The organism is Acidovorax cavernicola, assembly GCF_003581445.1.
In genome coordinates this window covers 25,445-51,554 of the sequence record NZ_QXMN01000010.1, presented here as the reverse complement: position 1 = coordinate 51,554, position 26,110 = coordinate 25,445, and the positions used below count along the sequence as shown (strand labels likewise).

At 66.3% G+C, this 26,110-nt stretch carries 25 protein-coding genes; 18 read left to right on the top strand and 7 right to left on the bottom strand.

Annotated elements, in window-relative coordinates; genetic code table 11:
* Window positions 1–28 precede the first annotated feature (28 nt).
* The 3 genes from D3H34_RS10870 to D3H34_RS10860 are packed head-to-tail and all read left to right on the top strand — an operon-like array spanning window position 29 to window position 3,062.
* The gene (locus D3H34_RS10870; protein WP_119553468.1) at window positions 29–1,234 is read left to right on the top strand and encodes an amidohydrolase family protein; all 1,206 of its coding nucleotides are present in this window, start codon (window positions 29–31) and stop codon (window positions 1,232–1,234) included.
* Window positions 1,231–2,547 (top strand): cyanate transporter, encoded by a 1,317-nt coding sequence (locus tag D3H34_RS10865; protein WP_119553467.1) that lies wholly within the window; start codon window positions 1,231–1,233, stop codon window positions 2,545–2,547. The genes D3H34_RS10870 and D3H34_RS10865 overlap by 4 nt, the downstream gene beginning before the upstream one ends.
* A 20-nt stretch (window positions 2,548–2,567) precedes the next feature.
* Window positions 2,568–3,062: a nucleoside deaminase gene (locus D3H34_RS10860; protein WP_119553466.1), complete on the top strand. Its 495-nt coding sequence runs from the start codon at window positions 2,568–2,570 to the stop codon at window positions 3,060–3,062.
* Between the two features lie 12 nt (window positions 3,063–3,074).
* Here the strand turns inward: D3H34_RS10860 and D3H34_RS10855 are convergent, their stop codons facing one another.
* Window positions 3,075–3,902 (bottom strand): DUF7822 domain-containing protein, encoded by an 828-nt coding sequence (locus D3H34_RS10855; protein WP_119553465.1) that lies wholly within the window; start codon window positions 3,900–3,902, stop codon window positions 3,075–3,077.
* A 138-nt stretch (window positions 3,903–4,040) separates the two neighbouring features.
* Between D3H34_RS10855 and D3H34_RS10850 the strand changes: the two genes are divergently transcribed.
* The gene (locus tag D3H34_RS10850) at window positions 4,041–4,433 is read left to right on the top strand and encodes a hypothetical protein (protein ID WP_119553464.1); all 393 of its coding nucleotides are present in this window, start codon (window positions 4,041–4,043) and stop codon (window positions 4,431–4,433) included.
* Window positions 4,434–4,465: 32 nt separating this feature from the next.
* Here D3H34_RS10850 and D3H34_RS10845 read toward each other — a convergent pair whose 3' ends face one another.
* The 3 genes from D3H34_RS10845 to D3H34_RS10835 all read right to left on the bottom strand — a co-directional run bounded on the left by D3H34_RS10845 (window position 4,466) and on the right by D3H34_RS10835 (window position 7,085).
* The gene (locus D3H34_RS10845; protein ID WP_119553463.1) at window positions 4,466–4,891 is read right to left on the bottom strand and encodes a PaaI family thioesterase; all 426 of its coding nucleotides are present in this window, start codon (window positions 4,889–4,891) and stop codon (window positions 4,466–4,468) included.
* Window positions 4,892–4,989: 98 nt separating this feature from the next.
* Window positions 4,990–5,811, bottom strand: coding sequence for a 2,5-didehydrogluconate reductase DkgB (gene dkgB, locus D3H34_RS10840; protein WP_119553462.1), 822 nt, complete (start codon window positions 5,809–5,811; stop codon window positions 4,990–4,992).
* A 71-nt stretch (window positions 5,812–5,882) separates the two neighbouring features.
* Entirely contained in the window at window positions 5,883–7,085 is a 1,203-nt protein-coding gene (locus D3H34_RS10835) for an MFS transporter (RefSeq protein WP_119553461.1), read from the bottom strand.
* A gap of 377 nt (window positions 7,086–7,462) precedes the next feature.
* Between D3H34_RS10835 and D3H34_RS10830 the strand changes: the two genes are divergently transcribed.
* Entirely contained in the window at window positions 7,463–9,949 is a 2,487-nt protein-coding gene (locus tag D3H34_RS10830; protein ID WP_119553557.1) for a P-loop NTPase, read from the top strand.
* A gap of 494 nt (window positions 9,950–10,443) precedes the next feature.
* Entirely contained in the window at window positions 10,444–10,710 is a 267-nt protein-coding gene (locus tag D3H34_RS10825; RefSeq protein ID WP_286185620.1) for a hypothetical protein, read from the top strand.
* A gap of 50 nt (window positions 10,711–10,760) precedes the next feature.
* Here the strand turns inward: D3H34_RS10825 and D3H34_RS10820 are convergent, their stop codons facing one another.
* Window positions 10,761–11,606, bottom strand: a complete 846-nt coding sequence (locus D3H34_RS10820) for an alpha/beta hydrolase (protein ID WP_205736710.1) — start codon at window positions 11,604–11,606, stop codon at window positions 10,761–10,763.
* Between the two features lie 170 nt (window positions 11,607–11,776).
* Here D3H34_RS10820 and D3H34_RS10815 point away from each other — a divergent pair, with 170 nt between their 5' ends.
* Window positions 11,777–12,406: a 2-hydroxychromene-2-carboxylate isomerase gene (locus D3H34_RS10815; RefSeq protein WP_119553459.1), complete on the top strand. Its 630-nt coding sequence runs from the start codon at window positions 11,777–11,779 to the stop codon at window positions 12,404–12,406.
* Window positions 12,407–12,439: 33 nt separating this feature from the next.
* Here the strand turns inward: D3H34_RS10815 and D3H34_RS10810 are convergent, their stop codons facing one another.
* Complete coding sequence (locus D3H34_RS10810) at window positions 12,440–13,351, bottom strand: LysR family transcriptional regulator (RefSeq protein WP_119553458.1); 912 nt, start codon at window positions 13,349–13,351, stop codon at window positions 12,440–12,442.
* Window positions 13,352–13,524: 173 nt separating this feature from the next.
* On the opposite strand from D3H34_RS10810, the gene D3H34_RS10805 reads away from it, so the two are divergent.
* The 11 genes from D3H34_RS10805 (at window position 13,525) to D3H34_RS10755 (ending at window position 24,161) form a co-directional block, all read left to right on the top strand.
* A complete protein-coding gene (locus D3H34_RS10805) occupies window positions 13,525–14,178 on the top strand; it encodes a hydrolase (RefSeq protein WP_119553457.1) in 654 nt (217 codons plus the stop codon).
* A gap of 30 nt (window positions 14,179–14,208) precedes the next feature.
* A complete protein-coding gene (locus tag D3H34_RS10800) occupies window positions 14,209–14,502 on the top strand; it encodes a DUF1427 family protein (protein WP_119553456.1) in 294 nt (97 codons plus the stop codon).
* 80 nt (window positions 14,503–14,582) lie between these two features.
* Entirely contained in the window at window positions 14,583–16,475 is a 1,893-nt protein-coding gene (locus D3H34_RS10795) for an amidohydrolase (protein WP_119553554.1), read from the top strand.
* Between the two features lie 8 nt (window positions 16,476–16,483).
* Window positions 16,484–16,882: a DoxX family protein gene (locus D3H34_RS10790; protein WP_119553555.1), complete on the top strand. Its 399-nt coding sequence runs from the start codon at window positions 16,484–16,486 to the stop codon at window positions 16,880–16,882.
* Complete coding sequence (locus tag D3H34_RS10785; protein WP_119553455.1) at window positions 16,875–18,455, top strand: MFS transporter; 1,581 nt, start codon at window positions 16,875–16,877, stop codon at window positions 18,453–18,455. The genes D3H34_RS10790 and D3H34_RS10785 overlap by 8 nt, the downstream gene beginning before the upstream one ends.
* Before the next feature lie 70 nt (window positions 18,456–18,525).
* Entirely contained in the window at window positions 18,526–19,401 is an 876-nt protein-coding gene (gene dapF, locus D3H34_RS10780) for a diaminopimelate epimerase (protein WP_119553454.1), read from the top strand.
* Window positions 19,398–20,093 carry a DUF484 family protein gene (locus D3H34_RS10775; protein WP_119553453.1) on the top strand — a complete coding sequence of 232 codons (696 nt, stop codon included), beginning with the start codon at window positions 19,398–19,400 and terminating at the stop codon, window positions 20,091–20,093. The genes dapF and D3H34_RS10775 overlap by 4 nt, the downstream gene beginning before the upstream one ends.
* Window positions 20,090–20,740, top strand: coding sequence for a YdcF family protein (locus D3H34_RS10770; protein WP_286185619.1), 651 nt, complete (start codon window positions 20,090–20,092; stop codon window positions 20,738–20,740). Before D3H34_RS10775 ends, D3H34_RS10770 begins: the two co-directional genes overlap by 4 nt.
* A 43-nt stretch (window positions 20,741–20,783) precedes the next feature.
* The gene (locus tag D3H34_RS10765) at window positions 20,784–21,704 is read left to right on the top strand and encodes a tyrosine recombinase XerC (RefSeq protein ID WP_119553452.1); all 921 of its coding nucleotides are present in this window, start codon (window positions 20,784–20,786) and stop codon (window positions 21,702–21,704) included.
* Window positions 21,705–21,773: 69 nt separating this feature from the next.
* Window positions 21,774–22,988 (top strand): class I SAM-dependent rRNA methyltransferase, encoded by a 1,215-nt coding sequence (locus D3H34_RS10760; RefSeq protein WP_119553451.1) that lies wholly within the window; start codon window positions 21,774–21,776, stop codon window positions 22,986–22,988.
* A 120-nt stretch (window positions 22,989–23,108) separates the two neighbouring features.
* Entirely contained in the window at window positions 23,109–24,161 is a 1,053-nt protein-coding gene (locus D3H34_RS10755; RefSeq protein WP_119553450.1) for a CobW family GTP-binding protein, read from the top strand.
* Window positions 24,162–24,236: 75 nt separating this feature from the next.
* Here the strand turns inward: D3H34_RS10755 and D3H34_RS10750 are convergent, their stop codons facing one another.
* Complete coding sequence (locus D3H34_RS10750; protein WP_286185618.1) at window positions 24,237–25,787, bottom strand: YdgA family protein; 1,551 nt, start codon at window positions 25,785–25,787, stop codon at window positions 24,237–24,239.
* Window positions 25,788–26,110: the final 323 nt, after the last annotated feature.

The following is a 26,110-nucleotide window of genomic DNA, read 5'->3' as shown; positions in this document are numbered from 1 at the left end:
CTGCCTCACGAACAAAATCGAAAATCGAATGACCTCGTCGCTCCTGATCCGCAACGTGCGCCCCCTCGGCGCTTCTCCTGTCGATGTTTGCGTGCAGGACGGCCGCATCGCCGAGATCGGCGCGGCGCTCGCCGCACCGGCCGGCACTGAAGTCGAAGACGGCGGCGGCGCCTTGCTGCTGCCCGGCCTCGTCGAAGGCCACACCCATCTCGACAAGACGATGTGGGGCATGGACTGGTACCGCAACGAGGTCGGCACCAACCTCATCGACAAGATCGAGAACGAGCGCGCCTTCCGCCATGCCAGCGGGCACGACGCCGCTGCCCAGTCACTGGTGCTCGCCAAGGCCTTTCTCGCGCTGGGCACCACGCGGCTGCGCACGCATGTCGATGTCGACACCCAGGCCGGCCTGCGCCACCTCGAAGGCACGCTGCGCACGCGCGAGACGCTGCGCGAGGTGCAGCAGATCCAGATCGTGGCCTTTCCGCAGTCGGGCCTGCTCGGGCGCCCCGGCACGGCCGAGCTGCTCGACCAGTCGCTCGCACTGGGCGCCGACGTGCTCGGCGGCCTCGACCCCTGCGCCATCGACGGCGACCCCGTGAAGTCGCTCGACGTGCTCTTCGGCATTGCCCACAAGCACCAGCGTCCCGTCGACATCCACCTGCACGAACCCGGCGCCATGGGCGCCTTCTCGCTCGACCTGATCCTGCAGCGCACCGAGGCGCTCGGCATGCAGGGCAAGGTGGCGATCAGCCACGGCTTCTGCCTCGGCGACGTGAGCGAACGCGAGCGCGACGCGCTGCTCGCGCGCATGGCGAGGCTCGGCGTGGTGCTCATCACCAGCGCGCCGCCTTCGCGCACCGTGCCCTCGCTCATGGCCTGCCGCGCGGCCGGCGTGACCGTGCTCGGCGGCAACGACGGCATCCGCGACACCTGGTCGCCCTATGGCAACCCCGACATGCTCGAGCGCGCCATGATCATCGGCTTGCGCTACAACCTGCGCCGCGACGACGAGCTCGAAGTCGCACTCGACACCGTCACCCACGCCGGCGCGCGTGGCTGCGGCTTCGAGGCCTACGGGCTCGACGTGGGCTGCCGCGCCGACCTCGTGCTGGTCGATGCACAGACCGTGGCGCAGGCCGTGGTGGCGCGCCCGGTGCGCCGGCTCGTGGTGTCGGGCGGCCGCGTCGTCGCGCGCGACGGCACGCTGGTGCCCGGCGCCGTGCCCGCGTGAGCCGCAACGCATCTCCCGCATCCGTCAGCTCGCGCAGCGGCGCGGGCCCGGTCTTCTTTGCCTGCGTGGTCGTGCTCGTGGCGCTCAACCTGCGCGCCTTTCTCACGTCGAGCAGCCCCTTGCTCGAACCGATCCGTGCCGCGACCGGCATCGGCTTTCATGCCGTCGCGCTGCTCACCGTGCTGCCGATGTTCGCGATGGGCGCCGTGTCGCTGTCCGGCGCCGCCGTGGGCCAGCGCCTGGGCGCGCGCGGTGGCATCGCGCTCGGGCTCGGCGCCATCGCGCTGGCCTGCGCCGGCCGCTATGTGGCGGGCGGCGCCGCGGCGTTGTTGTGGAGCGCCGCGCTCGCGGGCGCGGGCGTGGGGCTGGTGCAGGCGCTCATGCCCGGCGTGGTCAAGCAGGCGTACCCCGCGCGGCTGGGCCTCATGACCGGGCTCTACTCGGCCGCCATCATGGGCGGCGGCGGGCTCGGTGCGATGGCCAGCCCGTGGCTCGCGCGCGCCCTGGGCGGCGATGCGCAACTCGACTGGCACGCCGGCCTCGCCATGTGGGCGGTGCTCGCGTTCGTGGCGCTCGTGGCGTGGCTGCGCGGCGCAAGGCAGCTGCCGTCCGCGCCCTCATCCGCACGCGGTGCCAGCGACCCGTCGCTCGACCGCGCCTGGCTGCGCTGCTTCGGCCACCGCCGCGCGTGGCTGCTGGCCCTGTGCTTCGGCCTCATCAACGGCGGCTACACGAGCCTTGTCGCGTGGCTGCCGCATTACTTCCATGCCGAGCGCGGCTGGACTGCTCAGCAGGGCGGCGCCGTGCTCGCGCTGATGACGCTGGCGCAGGTCGTCGGTGCGCTCACCCTGCCGGCGCTCGCGCGGCGCGGCGGCCAGCGCGACCTGCGGCCCTGGCTGGTCGGTGCGCTGCTCGCGCAGCTCGCGGGCTTCGCGGCGCTCGGGCTCGCGCTGCCCGTGCCGGCGGCCGTCATCGCCGTCGTGCTCGGCGCCGGCCTGGGCGGTGCCTTCTCGCTGTGCATGGTGCTCGCGCTCGATCACCGGCCCGACCCCGCGCAGGCCGGTGCGCTCGCAGGCTTCATGCAGGGCGTGGGCTTCATGATCGCGGCGCTCGCGCCCTTCGTCACCGGCTGGGTGCGCGAGCAGACGGGTGGCTTCACCATGGCCTGGGCCTATCTGGCCGCCGTCACCGTGCTGCTGCTGCCCGCGGTGCTGCGCTTCGATCCGCGCCGCTACGCCCATGCCACGGCCGGCCTTTTCGACACGCAGAGCGCGTCGAAGCCTTCCCCCATCGACCACGCCCGCAAGGCCTGAGCAACAAGGAGATTCCACCGATGTACAACGAACACTTCATGCAGCGCGCCCTGGCGCTTTCGGCCCGTGCACTCCAGGAGCCCGGCACCGAGCCCTTCGGCGCCGTCGTCGTCAAGGACGGCGTGGTGGTCGGCGAGGGCTTCAACCACTCCGTCGCGCACCACGACCCGACTTCGCACGGCGAGGTCGAGGCGATCCGCGATGCCTGCCGCAATCTCGGCACCGTCGACCTGTCGGGCTGCGAGCTCTACACCTCGTGCGAACCCTGCGCCATGTGCGTGGCCGCCATGCACATTGCGGGCATCGGCCAGCTCTACTACGCGGCCACGCTCGCGCAATCGGGCGAAGCGTTCAAAGGAGTGACCGTGGCGGCGCGCCACCCCATCGATGTCGACGTGCTGCGCACCGAAGCCGGCGCACCACTGGCCGCGCGTGCGCAGCCGGCCGAGCAGAAGATGGACGCCGAAGCCGTGCGCATCCTCTCGGCGTGGGCCGAGCCGCGGCGCGGCGGCTGAAGCCAGGTCGCGCTACGCAGCAGTAGCGTCGCCGCGCGTTGCCTCCTCGAACTCGGCGCGGTTGAACAGCCCGAAGTACAGAACCTCCGACCACTGCAGCCCCAGCGGATATTCCGTCGCGCGGCTGCGCGTGCTGTCGCAGTCGTCGTCGAAGCGCAGCCCGAAGAAGGCATCGAGCGGCGCTGCCTGCTTTCTTGCCCCTGCCTCGCGCAACTGCTGCGCAGCCGCCGCGATGTCTTGCGGCAACGCATCGAGCGCCGCGCCGGCCTGCTGGCAACGGGCGAGTTCCTGTTCGACGCAGGCCCGCAGCGGGCCTTCTTCCGATTCGCTCATCGTGTCGAGCTCGACCGTCTCCAGCAGCAGGTACTCGTCGCGATGGGCTTCCAGAAAGGCGAGGGTGTCGTCCAGCCATGTCAGCAGGTGCGCGGAGCCCACCGCGGTTTTCGCCGCCGCGGCAGGCGCCGCAGTTGGCGGGCTGGGTGGCGAGAACCAGTGCTTGAGCCGGCCGACGAACGACGTCGCCTGTGGCGCGGCAGCAGGCGCAGGAGGTGGCGCCTGCTCCGCCAGAAACCGCATGAGGGCGACAAGGCCCTTCACCCGCGCAAAGCCCGGCTCGAAGCGGCCGCTGATCGCGTACAGCCTGACCTTCTCGTCCCCTTCGTCACTGTCCAGGCCGTCGGAGATCAGCGAAGCGCACAGCTGCGGCTCGCCCGACATCAGCAGCCGGTACATGAACGGGATGTCGTAGTTCCACTCGGACAGGCCCGAGATCGTTTCGGGCCGGTCCGCGTACGCCGTGGGCCGGTTGCTGAGGCTGTAGAGGTAGGAGCGATTGGCCATGGGTCTGAAATGTGAATGGCGGATGCAGTCCGGCGTCGCCGTGACGCACCACCAGGGAATGAAGAAGAACCACCGTTTGCGAAGCGGCCTTCGGCCTGTCTGGCGGATTCTGCCTGTGCCAGATTTACACTCCGCCCCATGCAAGGAAAGCAAGGCAACGGCGACGTTCAGCGCGGTCTGCAGCCCGTGGTGGAGCTGCGGTCGGAGGGCGCGTCGTACTTGTATTCCGTGCGCGCGCCACGCTCCAAGGGCGTGATCCCGCCCAGCTCTTATCGCCACACCGGCTTTGCCAGCCTGCCCGATTGCCTGCGCGACGTGGCACGCGCGCTCGGGGGCAACTTCACGCGCATCTACGTGCGCCTCGAAGGCCATTGCGTCGGGGAGCGCGACATCGCCGAGTTGCGCAAGGCACCCGATGCTGTCGCCGGCGAACTGCAGGCCATGTGCCGCGAGGTGATCGCCGAGCTGGAGAAGAAGCAGCAACAACAGCAACAGCAGGCACAGGGCGAAGCGACCGTGCCGCGCGGGTAGCCGCGAAACGGCGAAGGAGCGAAAGCCCGCCCCTACTGCGCCACGTTCACGATGGTCGCCTGCATCATCGCCACCACCTTGTAGTCCGTGTCGCCCGCCTTCGCGAAGGCGCGCACTTCGCCTGTGCACACCGCGAGCAGCTTGCCCGAGCTCTGCACCCGGCCCACCGCCAGGAAGCGCTCGCCCAGCGCGGGCCGCATGAAGTTGATCTTGAATTCCGCCGTCACCACGTCGCAACCCTGCGGCGCCTTCGTCAGGCCCGCATAGCCGCAGGCGCTGTCGACGATGCTCGTCACCGCGCCCGCATGCACATAGCCGCGCTGCTGCGACAGCGCCTTCGAGAACGGCATCTCGATGTGAACCTCGCCGTCGGCCACATGCACCAGCCGCGCGCCGAGCGTGGCCATCAGGCCCTGTGCGTTGAAGCTGTCGGTGATGCGGGTCTGGATGTCGGTCATGGCTGGCGAAAGAAAAGAGGCAAAAGGAAAGGGCGCCGATCACGACGCCCCCAGGGCTCACCGCATTCTGCCGTGCGGCCCCGCCCGTGCCTTCGGGCTCAATCCCAGGCCGGCGACAGCCCTGCCGGATCGGTCAGCCGCTCGCCCCGGTCGAGTGCCGCGATCTGCGCCATCTCGGCCTCGGTCAGCGTCAGCTGTTGCGTCTTCAGGTTGCTTTCGAGGTTCGCGCGCTTCGTCGACGACGGAATCACCGCGTAGCCCAGCTGCATCGCCCAGGCCAGCACCACCTGCGCGGGCGTGGCGTCGTGCGCCGTGGCAATGGCGCCGATCACCGGGTCGTTCAGCACCTTGCCGTAGGCCAGCGTCATGTACGAGGTGATGCGAATGCCCTGGCTCTGCGCGAAGGCCGCCACCTTGCGGTTCTGCAGGTAGGGGTGCAGCTCGATCTGGTTGGTGGCGATGTTCTGCGCGCCCACGGCGGCAATGGCCTCCTGCATCAGCGCGATGTTGAAGTTCGACACGCCGATCTGCTTCGTGAGCCCCTGCGCCTGCGCTTCGGCCAGCGCGCCCATGAACTCTGCCACCGGCACCGCGTTGCCGGGCGAGGGCCAGTGGATCAGCGTCAGGTCCACATGGTCTGTGCGCAGCTTCGCGAGGCTGTCCTTCAGGCTGGGCACCAGCTTGTCCTTGGCGTAGTGGTCGGTCCAGATCTTGGTGGTGATGAACAGGTCTTGGCGGGCCACGCCGCTTTCGGCAATGGCCTGGCCGACTTCGGCTTCGTTGCCGTAGATCTGCGCCGTGTCGATCGTGCGGTAGCCCGCTTCGAGGCCGTTCTTCACCGAGTCGATCACCACCTGGCCCTGCAGGCGGAAGGTGCCGAGGCCGAAGGCGGGAATGGGAACGTTGTTGTTCGTGGTCATGACGTGTGTGGTCCTTGCGTTCAAAGAAAGAGAAGAAAGAAAAGAGAGGAAGGAGGGGAGAAGAGGAAAGCTCAGTGCCCGACCGGCACCGGCCCCGAGGCGCGCACCGGAATGCCGGCACGACGGTCGAGCGAGCCGCTCCACTGCGTGAGGGCCAGAGAGACCAGCACGACGAGTGCGCCGATCCAGGGCGTGTGCATCAGCCCGAGGTGCGTCACGATCAGGCCGCCGGCCCAGGCGGCGAGGGCAATGCCCAGGTTGAAGGCCGCGATGTTCAGGCCCGAGGCCACGTCCACCGCCTGCGGCGTGAAGCGCTCGGCCTGCTTCACCACGTACACCTGCAGCCCCGGCACGTTGCCGAACGCCACCGCGCCCCACATCAGCACCGCCACCAACGCCAGCCACTTGTGCGGCGCCGCGAAGTTGAAGACCAGCAGCACGGCCGCCAGCAGCGCAAAGATGATCTTCAGCGCCGGAATCGGCCCCAGCCGGTCGGCCAGCTTGCCGCCCCAGATGTTGCCCACCGCCACCGAGAGGCCATAGACCAGCATCACCCAGCCCACTGCGCCGGCGCTGAAGCCCGACACCTCCGTGAGGATCGGCGCCAGGAACGTGAACGGAATGAACGAGCCGCCATAGCCGATGGCCGTCTTGGCATACACCAGCAGGAGGCGCGGCTCGGCCAGCACCTTGGCCTGCTGCGCCAGCGAGGCCGGCGGCGTGTGGCGGATGTTGCCCGGCACGAAGATCCAGCTGCCGATGAAGGCCACCACGCCCAGCGCCGACACCGCCAGGAAAGTCTCGCGCCAGCCGAAGTGCTGCCCGATGAACGTGCCCAGCGGCACGCCCGTGACCAGCGCCACCGTGAGCCCCGTGAACATGATCGCGATGGCGCTCGCCGCCTTTTCCTTCGGCACCAGGCCGGTGGCAATCGTCGAGCCGATCGAGAAGAACACCCCGTGCGCCAGCCCCGTGAGCACGCGGGCGGCAATCAGCGATTCATAGCTGGGCGCTTGCCACGCCAGCAGATTGCCGACCGTGAAGAGGGCCATCAGCCCGAGCAGCAGCGCCTTGCGCGGCAGCTTGCCCGTGAGGGCCGTGAGCACCGGCGCGCCAATGGCAACGCCCAGCGCATAGAGACTGACCAGCAGGCCGGCCGAGGGGAGGCCGATGCCGAGGTCGGCAGCGACGGTGGGGATGAGGCCAACGATGACGAACTCGGTCGTTCCGATGGCGAAGGCGCTGAGGGTCAGCGCTAGCAGGGCGATGGGCATGAGAGCACTCCTTGGGGGATGAGGAGGAGTGTCTCGTGGTTACCTTTGCGGATAAATGGGGTACGAGACAGAAGATAGTTGCGATTGAATCAACTATTGAAGCGCGTGCAAAGCGAGAGTGACGCTGATTGACGCTGCTGTGGCGGAGATTCCAACAGCGCTGAGAAGACATCCAGTTCCGCTTGTCGCAACGGGCTATTTTTGCCAACTCTCCATGCAAACTCACTTCAGCAGCCGTTATCAAGACTTCACGCTACTACAACATCCGGCATGATCGATGATGCAGTGAGAATCCATCATCTAGCCGAGGAGCTTCGCCGCTCACGGTTGGATTGAATTTATTTCAAATTTCAAAAATCATTTATGAGGGCGGAACGATGAAGCTTGTTACTGAATTCAATATTCCAGAATCGGATGCAAAAAAACTCGTGGCGGCCCTCACAGAGGAGGCGGTTAGCTTGCTAACTGGTGCGGGAGCGAGTTTTGGTGCAACAGGCGGGGATGGCGTTGCTCTAGCCGGTGGGGGCGAACTTGCAAAGGAAATGAACACAATTTTCGACCTCGGACTTGTAAATGGTGAGGCTGAAAATTTACCTTTGGTCTATAACGATATTAAGAGTCAAGCCTCATATCGAGGTCGGCTAAATTCTTTTTTGCAAAAGAGATTTACAAGATGTAGTCCGACGTGGCAATCAAGCATCAGAAGCGTTCCCTGGAAGCGTATTTGGACATTAAATATCGACGACGTTCTTGAGCGGGTGGCGTCAGATCCAAAGCACGAGAAAAAGAAGGTATTTTCATGGGGTGACGCCTATGAGCCGCGTCGCATGGATAGGCGTGAATTGCAAATAGTGCATTTGCATGGCCGGGCTAGTGAGCTAAATGATCATCCCGATCATTTGATTTTTTCCATGGTTGAATATGCTAGCAGGGCTGAAGCTAGCCCTGGATGGCACACGGAGTTTCGCTCTGAATTTTGTCAAAAACCTTTTATTGTTTGTGGCGCTCGTCTTCAGGAAGAATACGATTTGTCGACTGTCCTGAATTTTGGTAATCAATCTCGTGCGCGCGGAGGTTGCCCATCGCTGATTGTTCTTCGCTCGTTCTCGCCGGGGCAAAAAGAACGTTTTGAACGACAAGGACTTCTTGCAGTCGCTGCGGATGGAGAAAAATTCTTCAAAGCTCTAATTGAGGATATTGAAAACTGGCGCTCGGATAATGAAGTGACTGATGAGGCTTTGAATCGTGGGTATTTGGAGTTGAAATCTCATTTTAAACTATTGAGTAAAAAAGACGATAGTCTTGTAAAGCGTAAGGTCCTTAATTTTTATGAGGCTGCTGAAACTCAATGGAGTCATGTAGTAAATGGAAATGATGCCATTTTTGAAGAGTCTAAAACTGCCGCAAATCACCTTGCTACTGATAGCGATGCGATAGCGCGAGTTAGTCTGATTAATGGTGGTCCTACATCGGGAAAGACTGCAGCGTTGTTTCGAGCAGCTTTGACATTATTGAACGCAGGTTACAGCGTGTGGGAATTTCGAGGGGAAGAAGGATTTAATGTCGATGAATTGTTTTTGTATCTCGCTCGAAATGAAAAATTAGTTCTTCTTTTTGATGATTGCGCAAATTATTCAAGTCTATTTGTCGAGCTCATGGAGGTCGCAGATCAGTTGAATTGCAAGATACTAGTGCTCGCGGCATGTGACCTTGTTCGAACTAGAGCCGTAACTGCTGACTGGCGAGGTGCAGATGTTCGTACTATTAGTATGAGTCCTTTGAAGCGGCGGTCGTTTGAGCTTCTATTTCAAAAAAGAAGCGACAAAGGCCGACTTGGTCGATGCGCGAATTTATCTGAAGCAAATGCTTGGTTCGAATTTTCCAAAGTATATGGAGGTCATATCTTGGAGTGGCTTGAGAGCTTGGAAAATGCGCATCCCTATCGGGATGCAATTGTAAATATGTTTCGAGGTGCATCCGACGTTGCCGATGTAGATCGAAATTTATTGTCAGCTGTCGCAGCCGTTCACAGATTTGGTTATTCCTTGCCGTTCTTTATTTTCGACTCTTACAGAGCTACGTATGCGCAGAATGAAATATTTGCTGATAAGGGCCCGTTGCAGCAACTTGGCTACATCGACCGCAATGGTGCAAGACTTCGGAGTCGCGCTTTCTCTGAATTTGTGTGGAACCAGTTGTCGGTGGAAAAGAAATACCTGTGGTCGAAGGTAATTGCCTCAACCCTTGCGCCGATCGTCGTTCGCTCCGCAATTGCTCGTAGAACGCTCGCTTATCAGATAATGAAGAGCCTTATGAGTTGGCAGGTCGTAGTTAGTAATGTAGGTGAACGCGCTGATGATTGGTATGGAGAATTAGAATTGGCGTGTGGTTGGAATGCGAGATTCTGGGAGCAGCGAGCACTGCTTGCTAGCGAAAACAACGACGAATCCAAAGCATTTTCATTTGCCAAAAAAGCTGTCACGCTACACCATAGTGACCCATTTACTCACACCACGCTTGGTAAAGTCTGCGTGCATATTGGGATCAATAGGAAAGATCAAGTCGGTGTTGATCGTTTTTGGGAGGGGGTTGATTCATTGGAGAATTCAAGACAAATTGCAAGAGATTCTGGCCTCGAGTGGGAGCATCCTTACATCACCTTCTTTTCTCATGCCTTGCGGGCAGCAGACGAAAATCATTTTAAGAATGAAAATTCCTCATTAAATAAAAAATGGGCAGAGTGGATGCGCGCAGCGCGTGTTTCAAAAGCCTTTCCTCCTAATTCTATTGGTGCTCGTGATTTGGATGATTTTGATCATCGGTGGCGTATGGTGTTCGTTAGGAATAACAAGGGGTACGCGTAATCTTTCGAAATTCTGCATTGCCCTTCGTTTTATTTGACACCCATTTTCTGTGGCAGTCAGAGCGATGAGGGATTTCATTTTGATGCGTTTTTAATGAACAAAAAAAGGGGGGCAGGAGCGTCCAATGTTGCGAGAGGGTGATTTCGGACGCTTGAGCGTTGAAGGCGTTTAGTGCAATCCGTAGATATCTGTCGCCGTCGCGTACAAGCGCGGCCGGGTTTGGACGCCCGCAGAAGTTCTGCGACGAAAGCCGCGGTCACCGCAACTTGGACTGCGGCTTCTCTGTTTGCGCCTCCATTTTTTGGAGGCTCGAACGGGAAGGCGCGAGCCCTGCCGGTTTCTTGCAAGAGTTTCCCGGTCTTCCAACCCGTTTGAGCTGCCGCCCCCGTTTGGAAGCGGGTGCGGCGGTTGTAGCAAACCGAAATTCTTGGAGGCCTCTCATGGCTGAAGCTGCATCCGCGCCCGGGCAATTACCCAGTCAGCACGATCTCGTCTTGCCCTCTCTCGACGACCTCGCCCTGCAGGCCTGCGACGACGCCGACAACCTCAACGCAGTAATGCGCGCCTACACCGCCCTAGAAAAGCTCGTAGACACCGGCGCCCTGAACGACAGCGAAGAGTTCGCCCCCACCCGCACCGAACTGAGCGCCTTGCTGCGCCTGCTCAACGAAGCGTTGATGACACGCATCGCCACCGTCAACACAACAGCCGGCGCCGTGCGCGACGCGCTGCAAGCGCAACCCTCACTCAAGCCGGTCTAGCCCACAGAGGCCGGCGTGAAGCCTCTGCACCACGACCGGCCCGCAACGCCTCAAGCCGCCTTCGGCTCCGGCAACACCGCCGTCAACGCAAAGTCCACCAGCATCAGCCAGGTCTCTTCGAGTCCGGTGATGTTGTGGTGGTCCGAGTTCGACACGGTCTGCACGCTCACGGGCGTGGGCCAGGCGGCGATGAGTTTTTCGGAGCGTTCGTGCGGCACCACGTCGTCGCTCGCGGCCAGCAGCACCTGGGTCTTGGCGGCGACTTCCTTGCTGTGCTCGATGGAGTTGAAGCGGTGCCGCAGCAGCAGCGACAGCGGCACGAGCGGAAAGCGCTTCTTGGCGACTTCGAGCAGCGAGTCGTAGGGCGTGACGAGCTGCAGGCTCTCGAACTTCTGCTGCGCCACGAGCTGGATGGCCACGCCGGTGCCGAGGCTGCGGCCCACCACGTGCAGGCGCGCGTGCGGGAAGGCGCGGCGCAGGTGGTTGGCGAACTGGGCGGCGTCGGCCACGGAGGCGATTTCGGAAGGCGTGCCCTCCGAGTCGGCCACGCCCCGGTAGTTGAGCGCGGCAAAGCCGAAGCCCTCGGGCAGCCAGTGCAGCATCTGCGCGGTGGCGCGCACGTCTTCGCCGCGGCCGGCGAAGTAGATGAACAGATCTTGCAGCGCGTCTTCGCCCTGCGGGTGGTACACGTAGCCGCGCACCATGCCGCCCGGCACGGAGTGGGAATAGGTCGAGAAGTCGTCCGACAGATGCACCACAGGCAGCTTGCGGGCGTTGAAAAGAATGTGGCCCTGGCGCGTGGCGAGCAGGGTCCAGTAGGCGGCGAGGCTGCCGATGGCGGCGGCCGAGGCGGACAGGGCAATGCGGGCAATCTTGGCTTGAGTCTTCGGCTGCAAATCGGGGCTCCCGGAAAGTGGCGGCGGTGCATCGCAAGGGCAGGGCCGGCAGATGCAGAGCGCGCAAGGGGCGTAGTTTCACCGCGTTCGCGGGGCGGTGCGTTGCGAGGTGTATGCCGGCGCCCGGCGGCCCCGCGGCGCGGTGGCCGGGGGCTGACCATAATCCCCGCATGATCGCCATCGACTGCTACTACAGCCTTTCCTCGCCCTGGGCCTACCTCGGCGGCCCGCAACTCCAGGACATCGTGCGCCGCCACCATGTGCAGCTCACGCTCAAGCCCTACGACTTCCAGGCGGTGGTGCCGCAGACCGGCGGCATTCCGCTGAAGACGCGCCCGGAGCCGCGCCGCACGTACCACGCGCTGGAGCTCTCGCGCTGGCGCGACTACCTCGGCATGCCGATGAACCTGGAGCCCGCGCACTACCCCAAGGGCGCGCCCACCGATCCGAACTGGAACAAGTACCCCGGCTGGATGGTGATCGCCGCCCAGCTGAAGGGCCTCGACGCGCAGCCGCTGTCGCACGCGCTGCTGCGCGCGCTGTGGGCCGAGGAGCGCGACACGGCGCAGGCCGGGGTGCGCATCGCCGTCGCCGACGAGAACGGCTACGACGGCGCGGCGCTGCAGGCGATGGAGCAATCGGCCGAGGTGCTGGCCGTGTACCGCGCGAACAGCGCCGACGCGGTGGAAGCGGGCGTGTTCGGCGCGCCCACGTTCATCCTGAACGGCGAGCGCTTCTGGGGGCAGGACCGCCTGGCGTTTCTCGATCGGGCGCTGGACAAGCTGCGCGCCGGCCGCTGAGCGCGCACCGCTCTTTCTTCTTTTTCTTTCTCTTCAGCCGAACGAGCGCGGCAGCAGCGCAGGCACGAGCGCGCGGTTCAGCCGCTCGCGCCACCAGCGCAGCGCCTGGCCTTGCGCGCCGGTCTTCCACGCGAGCCAGAAGGCTTCGGGCGAGCGCGGCTCTTCGGTCGGCAGTTCGACCAGCGTGCCGCGCGCCAGCTCGCCGGTGATGCAGGCACGCGGCAGAAAGCCGTGGCCCAGCCCGGCGACTTGGCAGGCGACCTTGGCGGCCATCGACGGCACGGTGATGCGCGGCTGGCCGGCCATGAGGCCGACGGTGCGGTCCGACAGGATGCGCGCGGTGTCGCCGACGACGATGGCGTTGCAGTCGATGAGGTCGCCGCGCTGCACGGGGCGCGTCAGCCGCGTGAGCGGGTGGGTGGGCGCCACGCAGAAGGCGAATTCGAGGCTGCCCACGGCCGCGGTCTGGTAGCCGCCGCCGGCCGGGCCTTCGCCCGCGGCCACGACGATGTCGGCGCGGCCTTCGCGCAGGGCTTCCCAGCTGCCGGTGAGCGCCTCGCAGCCGATGCGCAGCCGCGTGCCGCAGCGCAGGTCTTCGAAGGCGCGGATGTCGCTCATGAACGCTTCGGTGGGAATGAGCGAGTCGTGCACCAGCCGCAGCTCCGACTCGTAGCCGGTGGCGATTTGCCGCATGCGCGATTCGAGGTCGCTCGCGGCGCCGAGCAGCCACCGGCCTTCCTTGAGCATTTCCTCGCCGGCCCCGGTGAGGGTCACGCGCGGGCCGTTGCGCTCGAACAGCAGCATGCCCAGCTGCTCCTCGAGCTTGCCCACGGCGTAGGAGATGGTGGAGGGCACCTTGTTCAGCCGCGTGGCGGCGGCGGCGAAGGAGCCGTGGCGCGCGATGGCGTCGACGACCTCGATGGCTTCCAGGGTGAGCTTGAGCACGGTGGTCCTTGAGAGGGTGAAAGGTAATGATCGAAAACTTCGATCATGGATGGTGAAAAGTTTCGTCGAAGGCCGGGTATGCGGAACCGATGATTGCGTCCATGCCAAGGAGATTTCCTCCTGAAGCAATGGTGAATCCAATCGATTATCCGCTCAACCCCAGGAGTCTTTTCATGTCCATCCAAGCCACCCCCACCGCCGGTTCGAAGCTGCTCACCCCCACCGACCACACGCTGGTGATGATCGACTTCCAGTCGCAGATGGCCTTTGCCACGCACTCGATCGACGCCGTGAACCTGCGCAACAACGCCGCGCTGGTGGCGCAGGCGGCGGCCGGTTTCAAGGTGTCGACCATCCTCACGACGGTGGCCGAGAAGAGCTTCTCGGGCCCGATGTTCAGCGAGATCACCGACGCCTTCCCCGGCCAGCCGATGCTCGACCGCACCTCGATGAACACCTGGGAAGACGCTGCCGTGATCGACCGCGTGAACGCCATCGGCAAGCCGCGCATCGTGCTGGCGGGCCTGTGGACCAGCGTGTGCATCGTCGGCCCGGCGCTGTCGGCGCTCGACCAGGGCTTCGAGGTGTACGTGATCGCCGACGCCTGCGGCGACGTGTCGACCGAGGCGCACAACCGCGCGATGGACCGCATGGTGCAGGCCGGCGCGCGGCCGATGACCTCGCTGCAGTACCTGCTCGAGCTGCAGCGCGACTGGGCGCGTGGCGACACCTACGAGCTGACCACGGGCATTGCGAAGAAGGTGGGGGGTGCGTACGGTATCGGCATCGACTACGCCAAGACGATGTTCGGCGCCCACGAGGGTTGAGCGACACCCGTCCCGGAAGGCCGACCGACCATGAAGACCTATGTCGTTTCCCTCGCGCTCGGCCTGCTGGTCGGCGTGATCTACGCGCTCTTCCAGGTGCGCTCGCCGGCGCCGCCGGTGATCGCCCTGGTGGGCCTGCTGGGCATCCTGCTCGGCGAGCAGATCCCGCCGCTGGTGCGGCAGGTGTTCGACCGCCCGGCCACCGCGACCTCGTGGCTGCATCACCAGGTCAAGCCGCACGTGTTCGGTGAACTGCCCAAGTGCGTGCAGCCAGAGGCGGTGAAGACCGCCACTGCGCGCCCGTCCGACCGGAGCGACGCATGAGCGCCCCCGACCCGCAACGCCGCCACTTCATCGGCGCCCTCGGCGCCTTCGCCGCCACCTCCCTCGCACCCGGATCGACCATGGCCCAGAACCTCACTCCCGACCTCATCCTGCGCAACGGCCGCTTCACCACGCTGGACCGTGCCAACCCCACGGCCGACGCGGTGGCGATCAAGGATGGCCGCTTCACCCGCGTGGGCCGCGCCGAAGACGTGCTGCCGCTGGCCGGCAGCCACACCCGCGTGATCGACCTGCAGGGCAGGCGCGTGCTGCCGGGGCTCATCGACAACCACCTGCACATCATTCGCGGCGGGCTGAACTACAACATGGAGCTGCGCTGGGACGGCGTGAAGAGCCTGGCCGACGCGATGGGCATGCTCCGGCGCCAGGTGGCGATCACGCCCGCGCCGCAGTGGGTGCGCGTGGTGGGCGGTTTCACCGAGCACCAGTTCGTCGAGAAGCGCCTGCCGACGCTGGCCGAGCTGAACGCGGTGGCGCCCGACACGCCCGTGTTCATCCTGCACCTGTACGACCGCGCGCTGCTCAACGGCGCCGCGCTGCGCGCCGTCGGCTACACCAAGGACACGCCCGCGCCGCCCGGCGGCGAGATCGTGCGCGACAGCGCCGGCAACCCCACGGGCCTGCTGCTGGCCAAGCCGAATGCGGCCATCCTCTACGCCACGCTGGCCAAGGGGCCGAAGCTGCCGTTCGACTACCAGCTCAACTCCACGCGCCACTTCATGCGCGAGCTGAACCGCCTGGGCGTGACCGGCGCCATCGACGCGGGCGGCGGCAACCAGAACTACCCCGACGACTATGAAGTGATCCAGAAGCTGCACGACGACGGGCAGCTCACGATCCGCCTGGCCTACAACCTCTTCACGCAGAAGCCCAAGGCCGAGAAGGAAGACTTCCTGAACTGGACCGCCAACTCGGCCTACAAGCAGGGCGATGACTACTTCCGTCACAACGGCGCGGGCGAGATGCTGGTGTTCTCGGCGGCCGACTTCGAAGACTTCCGCCAGCCGCGCCCCGAGATGGGCCCCGAGATGGAAGGCGACCTGGAAGGTGTGGTGCGCATCCTGGCGCAGAACCGCTGGCCGTGGCGCATGCATGCAACCTACGACGAGACGATCAGCCGCTCGCTCGACGTGTTCGAGAAGGTGAACAAGGACACGCCGCTGGCCGGCCTGAACTGGTTTTTCGACCATGCCGAAACCATCTCCGAAAAGTCGATGGACCGCATCGCCGCGCTGGGCGGCGGCGTGGCGGTGCAGCACCGCATGGCCTACCAGGGCGAGTATTTCGTTGAGCGCTACGGCGCCGGCGCGGCCGAGGCGACGCCGCCGGTCAAGCGCATGCTGGAGCGCGGCCTGAAGGTCTCGGCTGGCACCGACGCGACGCGCGTCGCCTCGTACAACCCGTGGGTGTCGCTGTCGTGGCTGGTCACGGGCAAGACGGTGGGCGGCCTGCAGATCACGCCGCAGCGCAACCTGCTCGACCGCGAACAGGCGCTGCGCATGTGGACCGAGAACGTCACCTGGTTCTCGAACGAGGAGGGCAAGAAGGGCCGCATCCAGGCCGGCCAGCTCGCCGACCTGGTGGTGCCCGACCGCGACTTCTTCGCCTGCCCCGAATCGGATATCGCCGACACCACGGCGCTGCTGACGATGGTGGGCGGCAAGGTGGTCTACGGCGCCGGTGCGTTCGCCGCGCACGACGAAGGCGGCCTGCCGCCGGCCATGCCCGACTGGTCGCCCGCGCGCACCTTCGGCGGCTATGCCGGTTGGGCCGACAAGCAGGAGGGCGCGCCGCTGCAGAAGGCCATGCGCAACGCCGCGATGTCGTGCGCCTGCGCCAACGACTGCAACGTGCACGGCCACAGCCACGCGACGGCCTGGAGCAGCAAGCTGCCCATCTCCGACCTGAAGAGCTTCTGGGGTGCGCTCGGCTGCGCCTGCTGGGCGGTGTGATGAAGGCCATGCACTGGACCCTTTCACCTGCGGTGCGCTGGATCGCCTTGCTGCTGCTGTGCGCGGCCTACCTGCAGGGCGGCCTGAACAAGGCGATGGACTTCAACGCCGCCATTGCGGAGATGAACCACTTCGGCCTGTCGCCGGCCGGCCCGCTGGCCGTCGCGGTGATCGTGCTGGAGCTGGGCGCCGCGGCGCTCATCCTCACCGGTTTCTGGCGCTGGCTCGGCGCGCTGGCGCTCGGTGGCTTCACGCTGATGGCGACCTTCGTCGCGCTGCGTTTCTGGGAGATGCCGCTGGGGCAGGAGCGCTTCATGGCCGCCAACTCCTTCTTCGAACACCTGGGCCTGGTCGGCGGCTTCGTGCTGGTCGCCTGGCTCGACCTCAAGGAGCGCCACGATGACTGAGCCCCAGAAATCCGCCGGCGCCTTCGCGCCGCTGCGCCAGCCGGTCTTCGCCGTGCTGTGGGCCGCCACCGTGCTCGGCAACATCGGCAGCTTCATGCGCGACGTGGCCAGCTCGTGGCTGGTGACCGACCTGTCGGCCAGCCCCACGGCGGTGGCGCTGATCCAGACGGCGGCGACGCTGCCGATCTTCCTGCTGGCGATTCCGGCGGGGGTGCTGTCGGACATCCTCGACCGCCGGCGCTTCCTGATCTTCGTGCAGGTGCTGCTGGCCGCGGTGAGCGGCACGCTGCTGGTGCTGTCGCACACGGGCACGCTCACGGTCGAGTACCTGATTGCGCTGACTTTCGTGGGCGGCATCGGCGCGGCGCTGATGGGGCCGACCTGGCAGTCGATCGTGCCGGAGCTGGTGCCGCGCAGCGAGCTGAAGGGCGCGGTGGCGCTGAACTCGCTGGGCATCAACATCGCGCGTTCCATCGGGCCGGCGGCGGGCGGGTTGATCCTCGCGAGCTTCGGCGCGGCCGCGACCTACGGGCTGGACGTGCTGAGCTATGTGTTCGTGATTGCCGCGCTGCTGTGGTGGAGGCGCCCGGCGGCGGTGGACAGTGGCCTGTCGGAGAACTTCTTCGGCGCCTTCCGCGCGGGCATCCGCTACACGCGGGCCAGCAAGGAGCTGCATGTGGTGCTGCTGCGCGCGGCGGTGTTCTTCCTGTTCGCCAGTTCGGTGTGGGCATTGCTGCCGCTGGTGGCGCGCGAGATGCTCGGCGGCAGCGCGGGCTTCTACGGCATCCTGCTCGGCGCCGTGGGCGCGGGCGCCATCGGCGGCGCGCTGGTGATGCCGCGGCTGCGCGCGCGGCTCGATGCCGACGGCATGCTGCTGCTGGCCTCGCTGCTCACGGCCGCGGTGATGGGCGCCCTGGTGTTCGCGCCACCGCAATGGCTGGCGGTGCCGATGCTGGGCGTGCTGGGGCTGGGCTGGATCATTGCGCTGACCACGCTCAACGGGGTGGCGCAGTCGATCCTGCCGAACTGGGTGCGCGGGCGCGGGCTGGCCGTGTACCTCACGGTGTTCAACGGCGCGATGGCCGCCGGCAGCCTGGGCTGGGGCCTGGTCGCGCAGCAGATCGGCGTGCCGGCCACGCTGGTGGCGGGCGCCGTGGGGCTGGTGGTGATGGGGCTGGTGTTCCACCGCGTGCGGCTGCCCGCCGGCGAGGCCGACCTGCAGGCCTCGAACCACTGGCCCGAACCGCTGCTGGCCGAACCGGTGGCGCACGACCGCGGGCCCGTGATGATCCAGGTCGAGTACCGCATCCGCAAGGAAGACCGCCCGGCGTTCCTGGCGGCGATGAAGCGGCTGTCGCTGGAGCGCCGCCGCGACGGCGCCTACGCCTGGGGCGTGCACGAGCACACGGCCGATGCCGAGCGCGTGATGGAGTGGTTCCTCGTGGAATCGTGGGCCGAGCACCTGCGCCAGCACCACCGCGTGTCGCAGGCCGATGCCGACCTGCAGAGCGAGGCGCTGCGCTTTCACATCGGGCCCGGCAAGCCGGAGGTGCACCACTTCCTGGCGCTCTAGCAGCGGGGTGTAGCGGCGGGGGCTTGGGCCCTCGGTCGCCAGGGGCGATGCCCGTGGCGATAATCCTGCGATGCGAATCCGCTTTACCAAGATGCAGGGAGCCGGCAACGATTTCGTCGTGCTGGACGAAACGCGCGGCACGCTCGGCCTGAGCGCCGCGCAATACCGCTTCCTGGCCGACCGCCATTTCGGCGTCGGCGCCGACCAGATCCTCACGGTGCGCCCGTCGCCCGCCGAAGGCATCGATTTCCAGTACGTGATCCACAACGCCGACGGCGGCGAGGTGGAGCAGTGCGGCAACGGGGCGCGCTGCTTCATGCGCTTCGTCAGCGAGCACGGCCTGACCGACAAGAAGGACGTGCGCGTGCAGACGCTGGCCGGCGTCATCGAGCCGCGCATGGGCGACGACGGCCGCGTGACGGTCGACATGGGCGCCCCGGTCTTCGAGCCGGCGCGCGTGCCCTTCGACACGGCCGGGCTTGACCCGCAGCACGAAGGCGCGTGGCAGACCTGGCACCTGGCGCTGGGCACGCGGGCGGGAAGTGCTATCGTTTCGGTAGCGGTGCTGTCCATGGGCAACCCGCACGCGGTGCAGGTGGTCGACAACGTCGACACGGCGCCGGTGGCCGAGCAGGGCCCGCAGATCGAACACCACCCGCGCTTTCCGCAGCGCGTGAACGCGGGCTTCATGCAGGTGCTCGACCGGTCGAACATCAAGCTGCGCGTGTTCGAGCGCGGCGCCGGCGAAACGCTGGCCTGCGGCACGGGCGCCTGCGCGGCGGTGGTCGCGGGCATCCGCCTGGGGCTGCTGGAGCGCCGGGTCGACGTGCAGACGCGCGGCGGCACGCTCACCATCGAGTGGCAGGGCGAAGGCCAGCCCGTGCTGATGACGGGACCGGCGGTGACGGTCTTCGAAGGCGACATCGAGGTGCCCGAACTGCCATGAACACTTTCACGAACAACAACGACGCCATGAACCCGATCACCGAAGACGACATCGCGAACTACCTGGCGAACACGCCCGACTTCTTCGAGCGCCACGCCCAGCTGCTGGCGCAGGTGCAGCTCACCAGCCCGCACGGCAATCGCGCCGTGAGCCTGCAGGAGCGCCAGGCCGAGATGCTGCGCGAGAAGATCAAGGCGCTGGAGCACCGCCTGATGGACATGGTGCGCCACGGCACCGAAAACGTCGTCATCGCCGACCGCCTGCAGCGCTGGACCAAGGGCCTGCTGACCACGCGCGACCCGCGCAGCCTGCCCTACCGCATCGCGGTCGACCTGCAGTCGCTGTTCCTGGTGCCGCAGACGGCCATCAAGGTGTGGGACTGCGGCACCGAGTACCTGAACGAAGCCTATGCCCAGTGGGTGAGCGACGACGTGAAGGCACTGGCCACCTCGCTCACTTCGCCCTACTGCGGCCTCAACTCGGGCTTCGAGGCGGCCAACTGGCTGCCCGAGCCGCAGGGCGCTGCGTCGATCGCGCTGATTCCGCTGCGCCCGGACGCCGAATCGCCGGCCTTCGGCCTGCTGGTGCTGGCGTCGCCGGACGCGCAGCGCTTCAATTCGGAAATGGGCACCGACTTCCTCGAGCGCATCGCCGAGCTGTCGTCGGGCGCGCTCTCGCGGCTGCGCCCTTGAGCCGCGCGAACCGTGCGGCCCGGGGCTGGCGCCGCCGACCCTGGCTGACCGGCGTGTGCGCGGTCTTGCTGGCCGGCGTGCTGACCTATGCCGCCATCGCGGGCGTGATCTGGCAGCGTGCCGAAGCCGCACTGGCCAGCCCGCTGCCGCGCGCGGCCGACGTGGCGCTGGTGCTGGGCAATCGCGCCTACCTCGACGGCAAGCCGAACCCCTGCCTTACGGGCCGGGTCGACCAGGGCATCGTGCTGGCGCGCGCCGGACGCGCGCAGACGCTGGTGTTCTCGGGCGGCGTCGATGTCGAAGACGGCCGCATCGAAGCCGAGGTGATGCGCGACCACGCCACGTCCGAGGGCTACACGGGGCCGATGGTGCTGGAGTCGGTGTCGTCGTCCACGCGCGCCAACCTGTCGCTGTCGCGCACGGTGCTGGAAGCCCACGGCGTGCGCAGCGTGATCATCGTGTCGGAGCCCTACCACCTGTGGCGCATCGAGCGGCTGGTGCGCGCCAGCGGCTTCGACCAGGCCTTCGACGTGCAGTACGCCGCCGCGCCCACCTCGTGCTGGCGCCGCTGGGGCATGCTGTTCAAGGGCGCGTTGCGCGAGCCGGCGGCCATCGTGAACAATGCATCGCTGGGCTATCTGTTCTAGTTCCAGCTAACGGGCTCGCGCGCCGCACGGAGCACGACGACATATGGAATGGATCGACAAATACCTCGAACACGTGCGCGTGGAGCGTCGGCTCGCGCCGCGCACGGTCGAGCTGTATGCCTTCCACCTGCGCGCGCTGAGCGACCATGCGGCCGAGGCCAACCTGCCGCTGGACCGCGTGCAGACGGCCCACATCCGCCGTTGGATGGCGCAACTGCACAGCGCCGGGCGCGAGCCGCGCGGCATTGCGCTGGTGCTGTCGTGCTGGCGCAGCTTCTACCGCTGGCTCGGCCATGAAGGGCTGATCGGCTTCAACCCGGTGCAGGACGTGCACGCGCCCAAGGCGGGCCGGCCGCTGCCGAAGGCGCTGGGCGTGGACGACGCGGTGCGCCTGGCCGAGCTGTACGACCCCGAGGCCGACCCCTGGACCGAATCGCGCGACGGCGCCATCGTCGAAATGCTCTACGGCTGCGGCCTGCGCGTGAGCGAGCTCACGGGGCTCGACGCGCAGGCGAGCGCCACGGCGCGCGGCTGGATCGACCTCGACGCCATGGAAGCCCACGTGCTCGGCAAGGGCAGCAAGCGGCGCAGCGTGCCCGTGGGCAGCAAGGCCGCCGAGGCGCTGCGCGACTGGCTCGCGGTGCGCGGCGAGCGCCAGGAGCCGGCGCTGTTCGTCAGCGCGCGCGGCGCGCGCATGTCGTCGCAGGCCGTGTGGAAGCTGCTGCGCGAGCGCAGCCTGAAGGCGGGCCTGGCGGCGCCGGTGCATCCGCACATGCTGCGCCACTCGTTCGCGAGCCACGTGCTGCAGTCGAGCAGCGACCTGCGCGCGGTGCAGGAGCTGCTGGGCCATGCCAACATCGCGACCACGCAGGTCTACACGCGGCTGGATTTCCAGCACCTGGCCAAGGTCTACGATGCGGCGCATCCGCGCGCCAAGGCCCGGCCGGACAAGGACGGCAAGTAGCGCCGCTTGGCACAGCGCTAGCTACCGGCTTCTTTTCTTTTCGTTTTTTATTTCTTCTTTCATTCATTCATGAAAACCCTTCGCCTCAAGCCGGGCAAGGAGCGCTCGCTCCAACGCCGTCATCCCTGGGTCTTCGAATCCGCCATTGCGCGCGGCGGCGCGGACTCAGGGGAAACGGTGCGCGTGGAGTCGCACGACGGCCACTTCCTCGCGTGGGCGGCCTTCGGCCCCACCTCCAAGATCCGGGCACGGGCCTGGAGCTTTGAAGAGAAGCAGCGCATCGACGCTGCTTTTTTTTCCACGGTCTGCACGCGCGCGGTGAATGCGCGCGGCCTGTTCGAGCTGCAGAGCGACGGCGTGCGGCTGGTGCATGGCGAGGCCGACGGCCTGCCGGGGCTGATCGTCGACCGCTACGGCGACACGCTGGTGGCGCAGTTCCTGTCGGCCGGCGTGGAGCGCTGGAAGGACGTGCTGGCCGATGCGCTGCTCAAGGCCACGGGCCTGACGAAGCTCTATGAACGCTCCGACGCCAGCGGCCGCGAACGCGAGGGCCTGAAGCCCGTCACGGGCTGGCTGCGCGGCGACGGCCCCACCGAGATCATCATCCGCGAGCACGGCTGGAAGCTGTCGCTCGACATCGCCACGGGCCACAAGACCGGCTTCTACCTCGACCAGCGCGACAGCCGCCAGCGCTTTGCCGAGCTGGCGCAGCACCGGCGCTTTCGCCGCGTGCTGAACTGCTTCTGCTACACGGGCGGCTTCACGGTCGCGGCGGCGTCGGGGCTGAAGGCGGCCGGGGTGCTCGACGGCGCGTCGCTGGTGTCGGTCGACTCGTCGCTGCCGGCGCTGGAGCGCGCGCGCGAGCACCTCGCGCTGAACGGCTTCGAAGGGCAGGGCATCCAGGCGGAGTTTCTCGATGCCAACGTGAACACCGTGCTGCGCGAATTCATCGACCAGGGCCGCACCTTCGACGCCATCGTGCTCGACCCGCCGAAGTTCGCGCCCACGGTGGCCCACGCCGAACGCGCCGCGCGCGCCTACAAGGACATCAACCGCCTGGCGCTCAAGCTGCTGGAGCCGGGCGGCGTGCTGCTGACCTTCTCATGCTCGGGCGGCATCAGCGCCGACCTGTTCCACAAGATCGTGGCCTCGGCGGGGCTCGACGCCGGCGTGGATGGCTACATCGCCGAACGCCTGGGCGCGGCACCCGACCATCCGATGACCATCGAATTCCCCGAGGGGGAGTACCTCAAGGGCCTGGTGGTGGTGCGAAAACCCCTGTAGACACGAGGGATGGCGGGGCGGCTTGACCCCGCCGGCAACGCAACTCAGTGGCATTGGCTAAACTGCCCGGCACGTCTTTTCGACCCATTTTCCGTTTTCCGCATCCGGAGCACCTTTCCCATGGCCCTCATCCCCGCGACCATCCTGACCGGCTTTCTCGGCTCGGGCAAAACCACGCTGCTCAAGCGCATCCTGACCGAGGCCCATGGCCAGAAGATCGCGGTCATCGAGAACGAGTTCGGTGAAGAGAACATCGACAGCGATATCCTCGTGACCGAGTCGAAGGAGCAGATCGTGCAGATGAGCAACGGCTGCGTCTGCTGCACCATCCGCGAAGACCTGCGCGAGGCGCTGCAGCTGCTGGCCGCCAAGAAGCGCCAGGGCCTGCTCGATTTCGACCGCGTGGTGATCGAGACCACCGGCCTGGCCGACCCCGGCCCCGTGGCCCAGACCTTCTTCATGGACGACGAGATCGCCGAGAGCTATCTGCTCGACTCGATCCTGACGCTGGTCGATGCCAAGCACGCGCCGCAGCAGCTCAACGATCGCCAGGAAGCGCGCCGCCAGGTGGGCTTTGCCGACCAGATCTTCATCAGCAAGAGCGAGCTGGTGTCGGCCGAAGAGACCGAGGCGCTCATCCATCGCCTGAAGCACATGAACCCGCGCGCGCCGCAGCAGAAGGCGCACTTCGGCGACGTGCCGCTGAAGGACATCTTCGACCTGCGCGGCTTCAACCTGAACGCCAAGCTGGACATCGACCCCGACTTCCTGAAGGAAGACGACCATGACCATCACGATCATGACCACGCGCATGGCGAGCACTGCGATCATCCGTCGCACAAGCACGACGGTCACGGCCACCATCACCACACGGACGACGACGTGAAGAGCTTCGTCTACAAGGCCGACCGTGCCTTCGATCCGGCCAAGCTCGAGGACTTCCTGGGCGCCATCGTGAACATCTACGGCCCGCGCATGCTGCGCTACAAGGGCGTGCTGAACATGAAGGGCACCGAGCGCAAGGTGATCTTCCAGGGCGTGCACCAGCTGATGGGCAGCGACCTGGGCCCCGAGTGGGGCAAGGACGAGGCCCGCCAGAGCCGCATGGTGTTCATCGGCATCGAGCTGCCGCGCGAAATCCTGGAGCAGGGCCTGGAGCAGTGCCTGGTCTGAGCACGCTCGCCTGACCCGAATGAAAAAACGGCGCTGGCCTCGCGGTCAGCGCCGTTTTTCATGGGCGGGAGGCGGCTACTTGCCGAGCGGCGACCCCACCGGCTTGCCGATGAGCTTGAGCTGGCCTTCGCTGAACTCGACCTGGCTGACCACGTCGTCGCCTGCGCGCTTCACGTAGCCGTTCTGCTCGGCCTGTTCGATCAGGCCCGCGACCATTTCGGGCGGCGGCGTCTGGCCGCTGCCGGCGCCGGTTTCGGCCAGCTTCTCGATCCACTTCACCGGCACCCGCGCGTTGGCCTTGAGCACGCCGCGCTTGAGCACCAGCGAGTTGCCGGGCAGTTGCAGGTCTTCGTCGGTCACGCCGGCGAGGGCGACCGAGTAGCTGATCTCGGCGCTCTGGCCGCCGACCTCGACCAGCATCCGGTCGATGCCGGCTTCGGGGCTGTGCTTGGCCATGGCCTTGAGGTCGGGCGCGAGCTGCTCGATCAGCGCCTGCATCGCGTCCTTCTGGGCCTTGCTGCGCTGACCGCAACCGGCGCCGGCGGTGGATTGCAGCCACGCGTCGGCCAGCTTCTTGTAGCCGGCCACCTGGATGCGGCGCGCGCTGCTGGCGAGCTCGAACTTGTCGATGGCGGTCTCGTTGATCTTGCCCTTGCCCTTGAAGGTGCCTTCGGAGGCGTACAGGCCGTCCTTGATGGTGGCTTCGCCGATCAGGTCGATGTTCTGCAGCAGCACCTTGATCGCCTTGGCGGGGGGCGCGCCTTCCTCGGCCTGGGCGCCGGCGGCCAGGCCCTTGGGTGCGTTGAACTCGAAGCTGTCGAGCCGGCCTTCGGTCTTGCCCGTGGCCAGCATCCAGCCGGCGCTGCCGTCCATGTCGGCCTTGGCCGTGAACTTGCCCATCTTCATCTGCACGCCCTTGGCGGCGGTGTTGACGTCCAGGCCCGGCATCGTCATGTCGTAGCGCAGGCGGGTGCGGGCGGCGTCCATGTCCAGGCGGGCCTGCGCGCCTTGCCAGGCGAACTCGCCCTTGCCTTCTTCGGCCAGCTTGGCGGGCGCCACCGTGAGGTCGGTGGTGAAGCCGCCGCCGAAGCCGACCTTGGTGTGCGCGGTCAGCGGCTTGGCCTTGCCGAACAGCTTCTCGGCTTCCGCCTGGGCCTTGGCGTCGAGCACCAGCTCGCTGTCGATGACCGCCGCGGTCAGCGTGCCGCCGGCGAACGGGCCGTGGTGGATGGTGTCGCGGATGGTGATGCGCACGGGCTTGGGCGGGGGCGTGGCGGCGTCGCCGTCGTCTTCGCTGGGCTCTTCCTCGCCTTCGGTCGCGGCTTCGGCGGTGTCCGTCGTGGCGGCCGCCGCGTTGGTGGCCGGGTTGGCGGCGGGAGCGGTGGCGGCGGGGGCAGTCTCGGCCTCGGCCGGGCAGCCCAGCTCGAGCGTCACGGTGCTCACCGCGCCGAGGAAGCTGCGGTCGTAGTTGCGCTCGATCACGCGCACCAGCGCGGTCTGCTTCGGCAGTTCGCCGAAGGCGACGTCATAGCTCGACTTGACTTGCGTGCCCGCCCACCAGGTGCTGCCGCCGTAGGCGACGACGATGGCCGCGGCCAGGACTCCCAATGCTGTTTTCTTGCTCAAGATTTCTTTCCGATCGGTTGTTTTGAAGGGCCGGCGCGGCGCCTCCCGGGCGCGCGGCGTGCCTGCGCCACCCCCTGTGGCGGCGCCGCGCGATGCTAACGGAGCGGGGCCGTGCGGGACCCGATGGCCTTGCGTTTCGAGTTCTCTATACAATCGCGCGCCTGTTCCGGGAGCCATGCTTCGTCCACAGGGGCGAGATATGACTTACGGCACGGGGCGCCGAGGGTTTTTGGCGGGCTTTCGGGGGTATAACCCCGGGGTTCACCACTTGCGGACGCCCCCGACAACGTGGAGCCGCGCGGCCTGACAGCCGCAACGGTTCC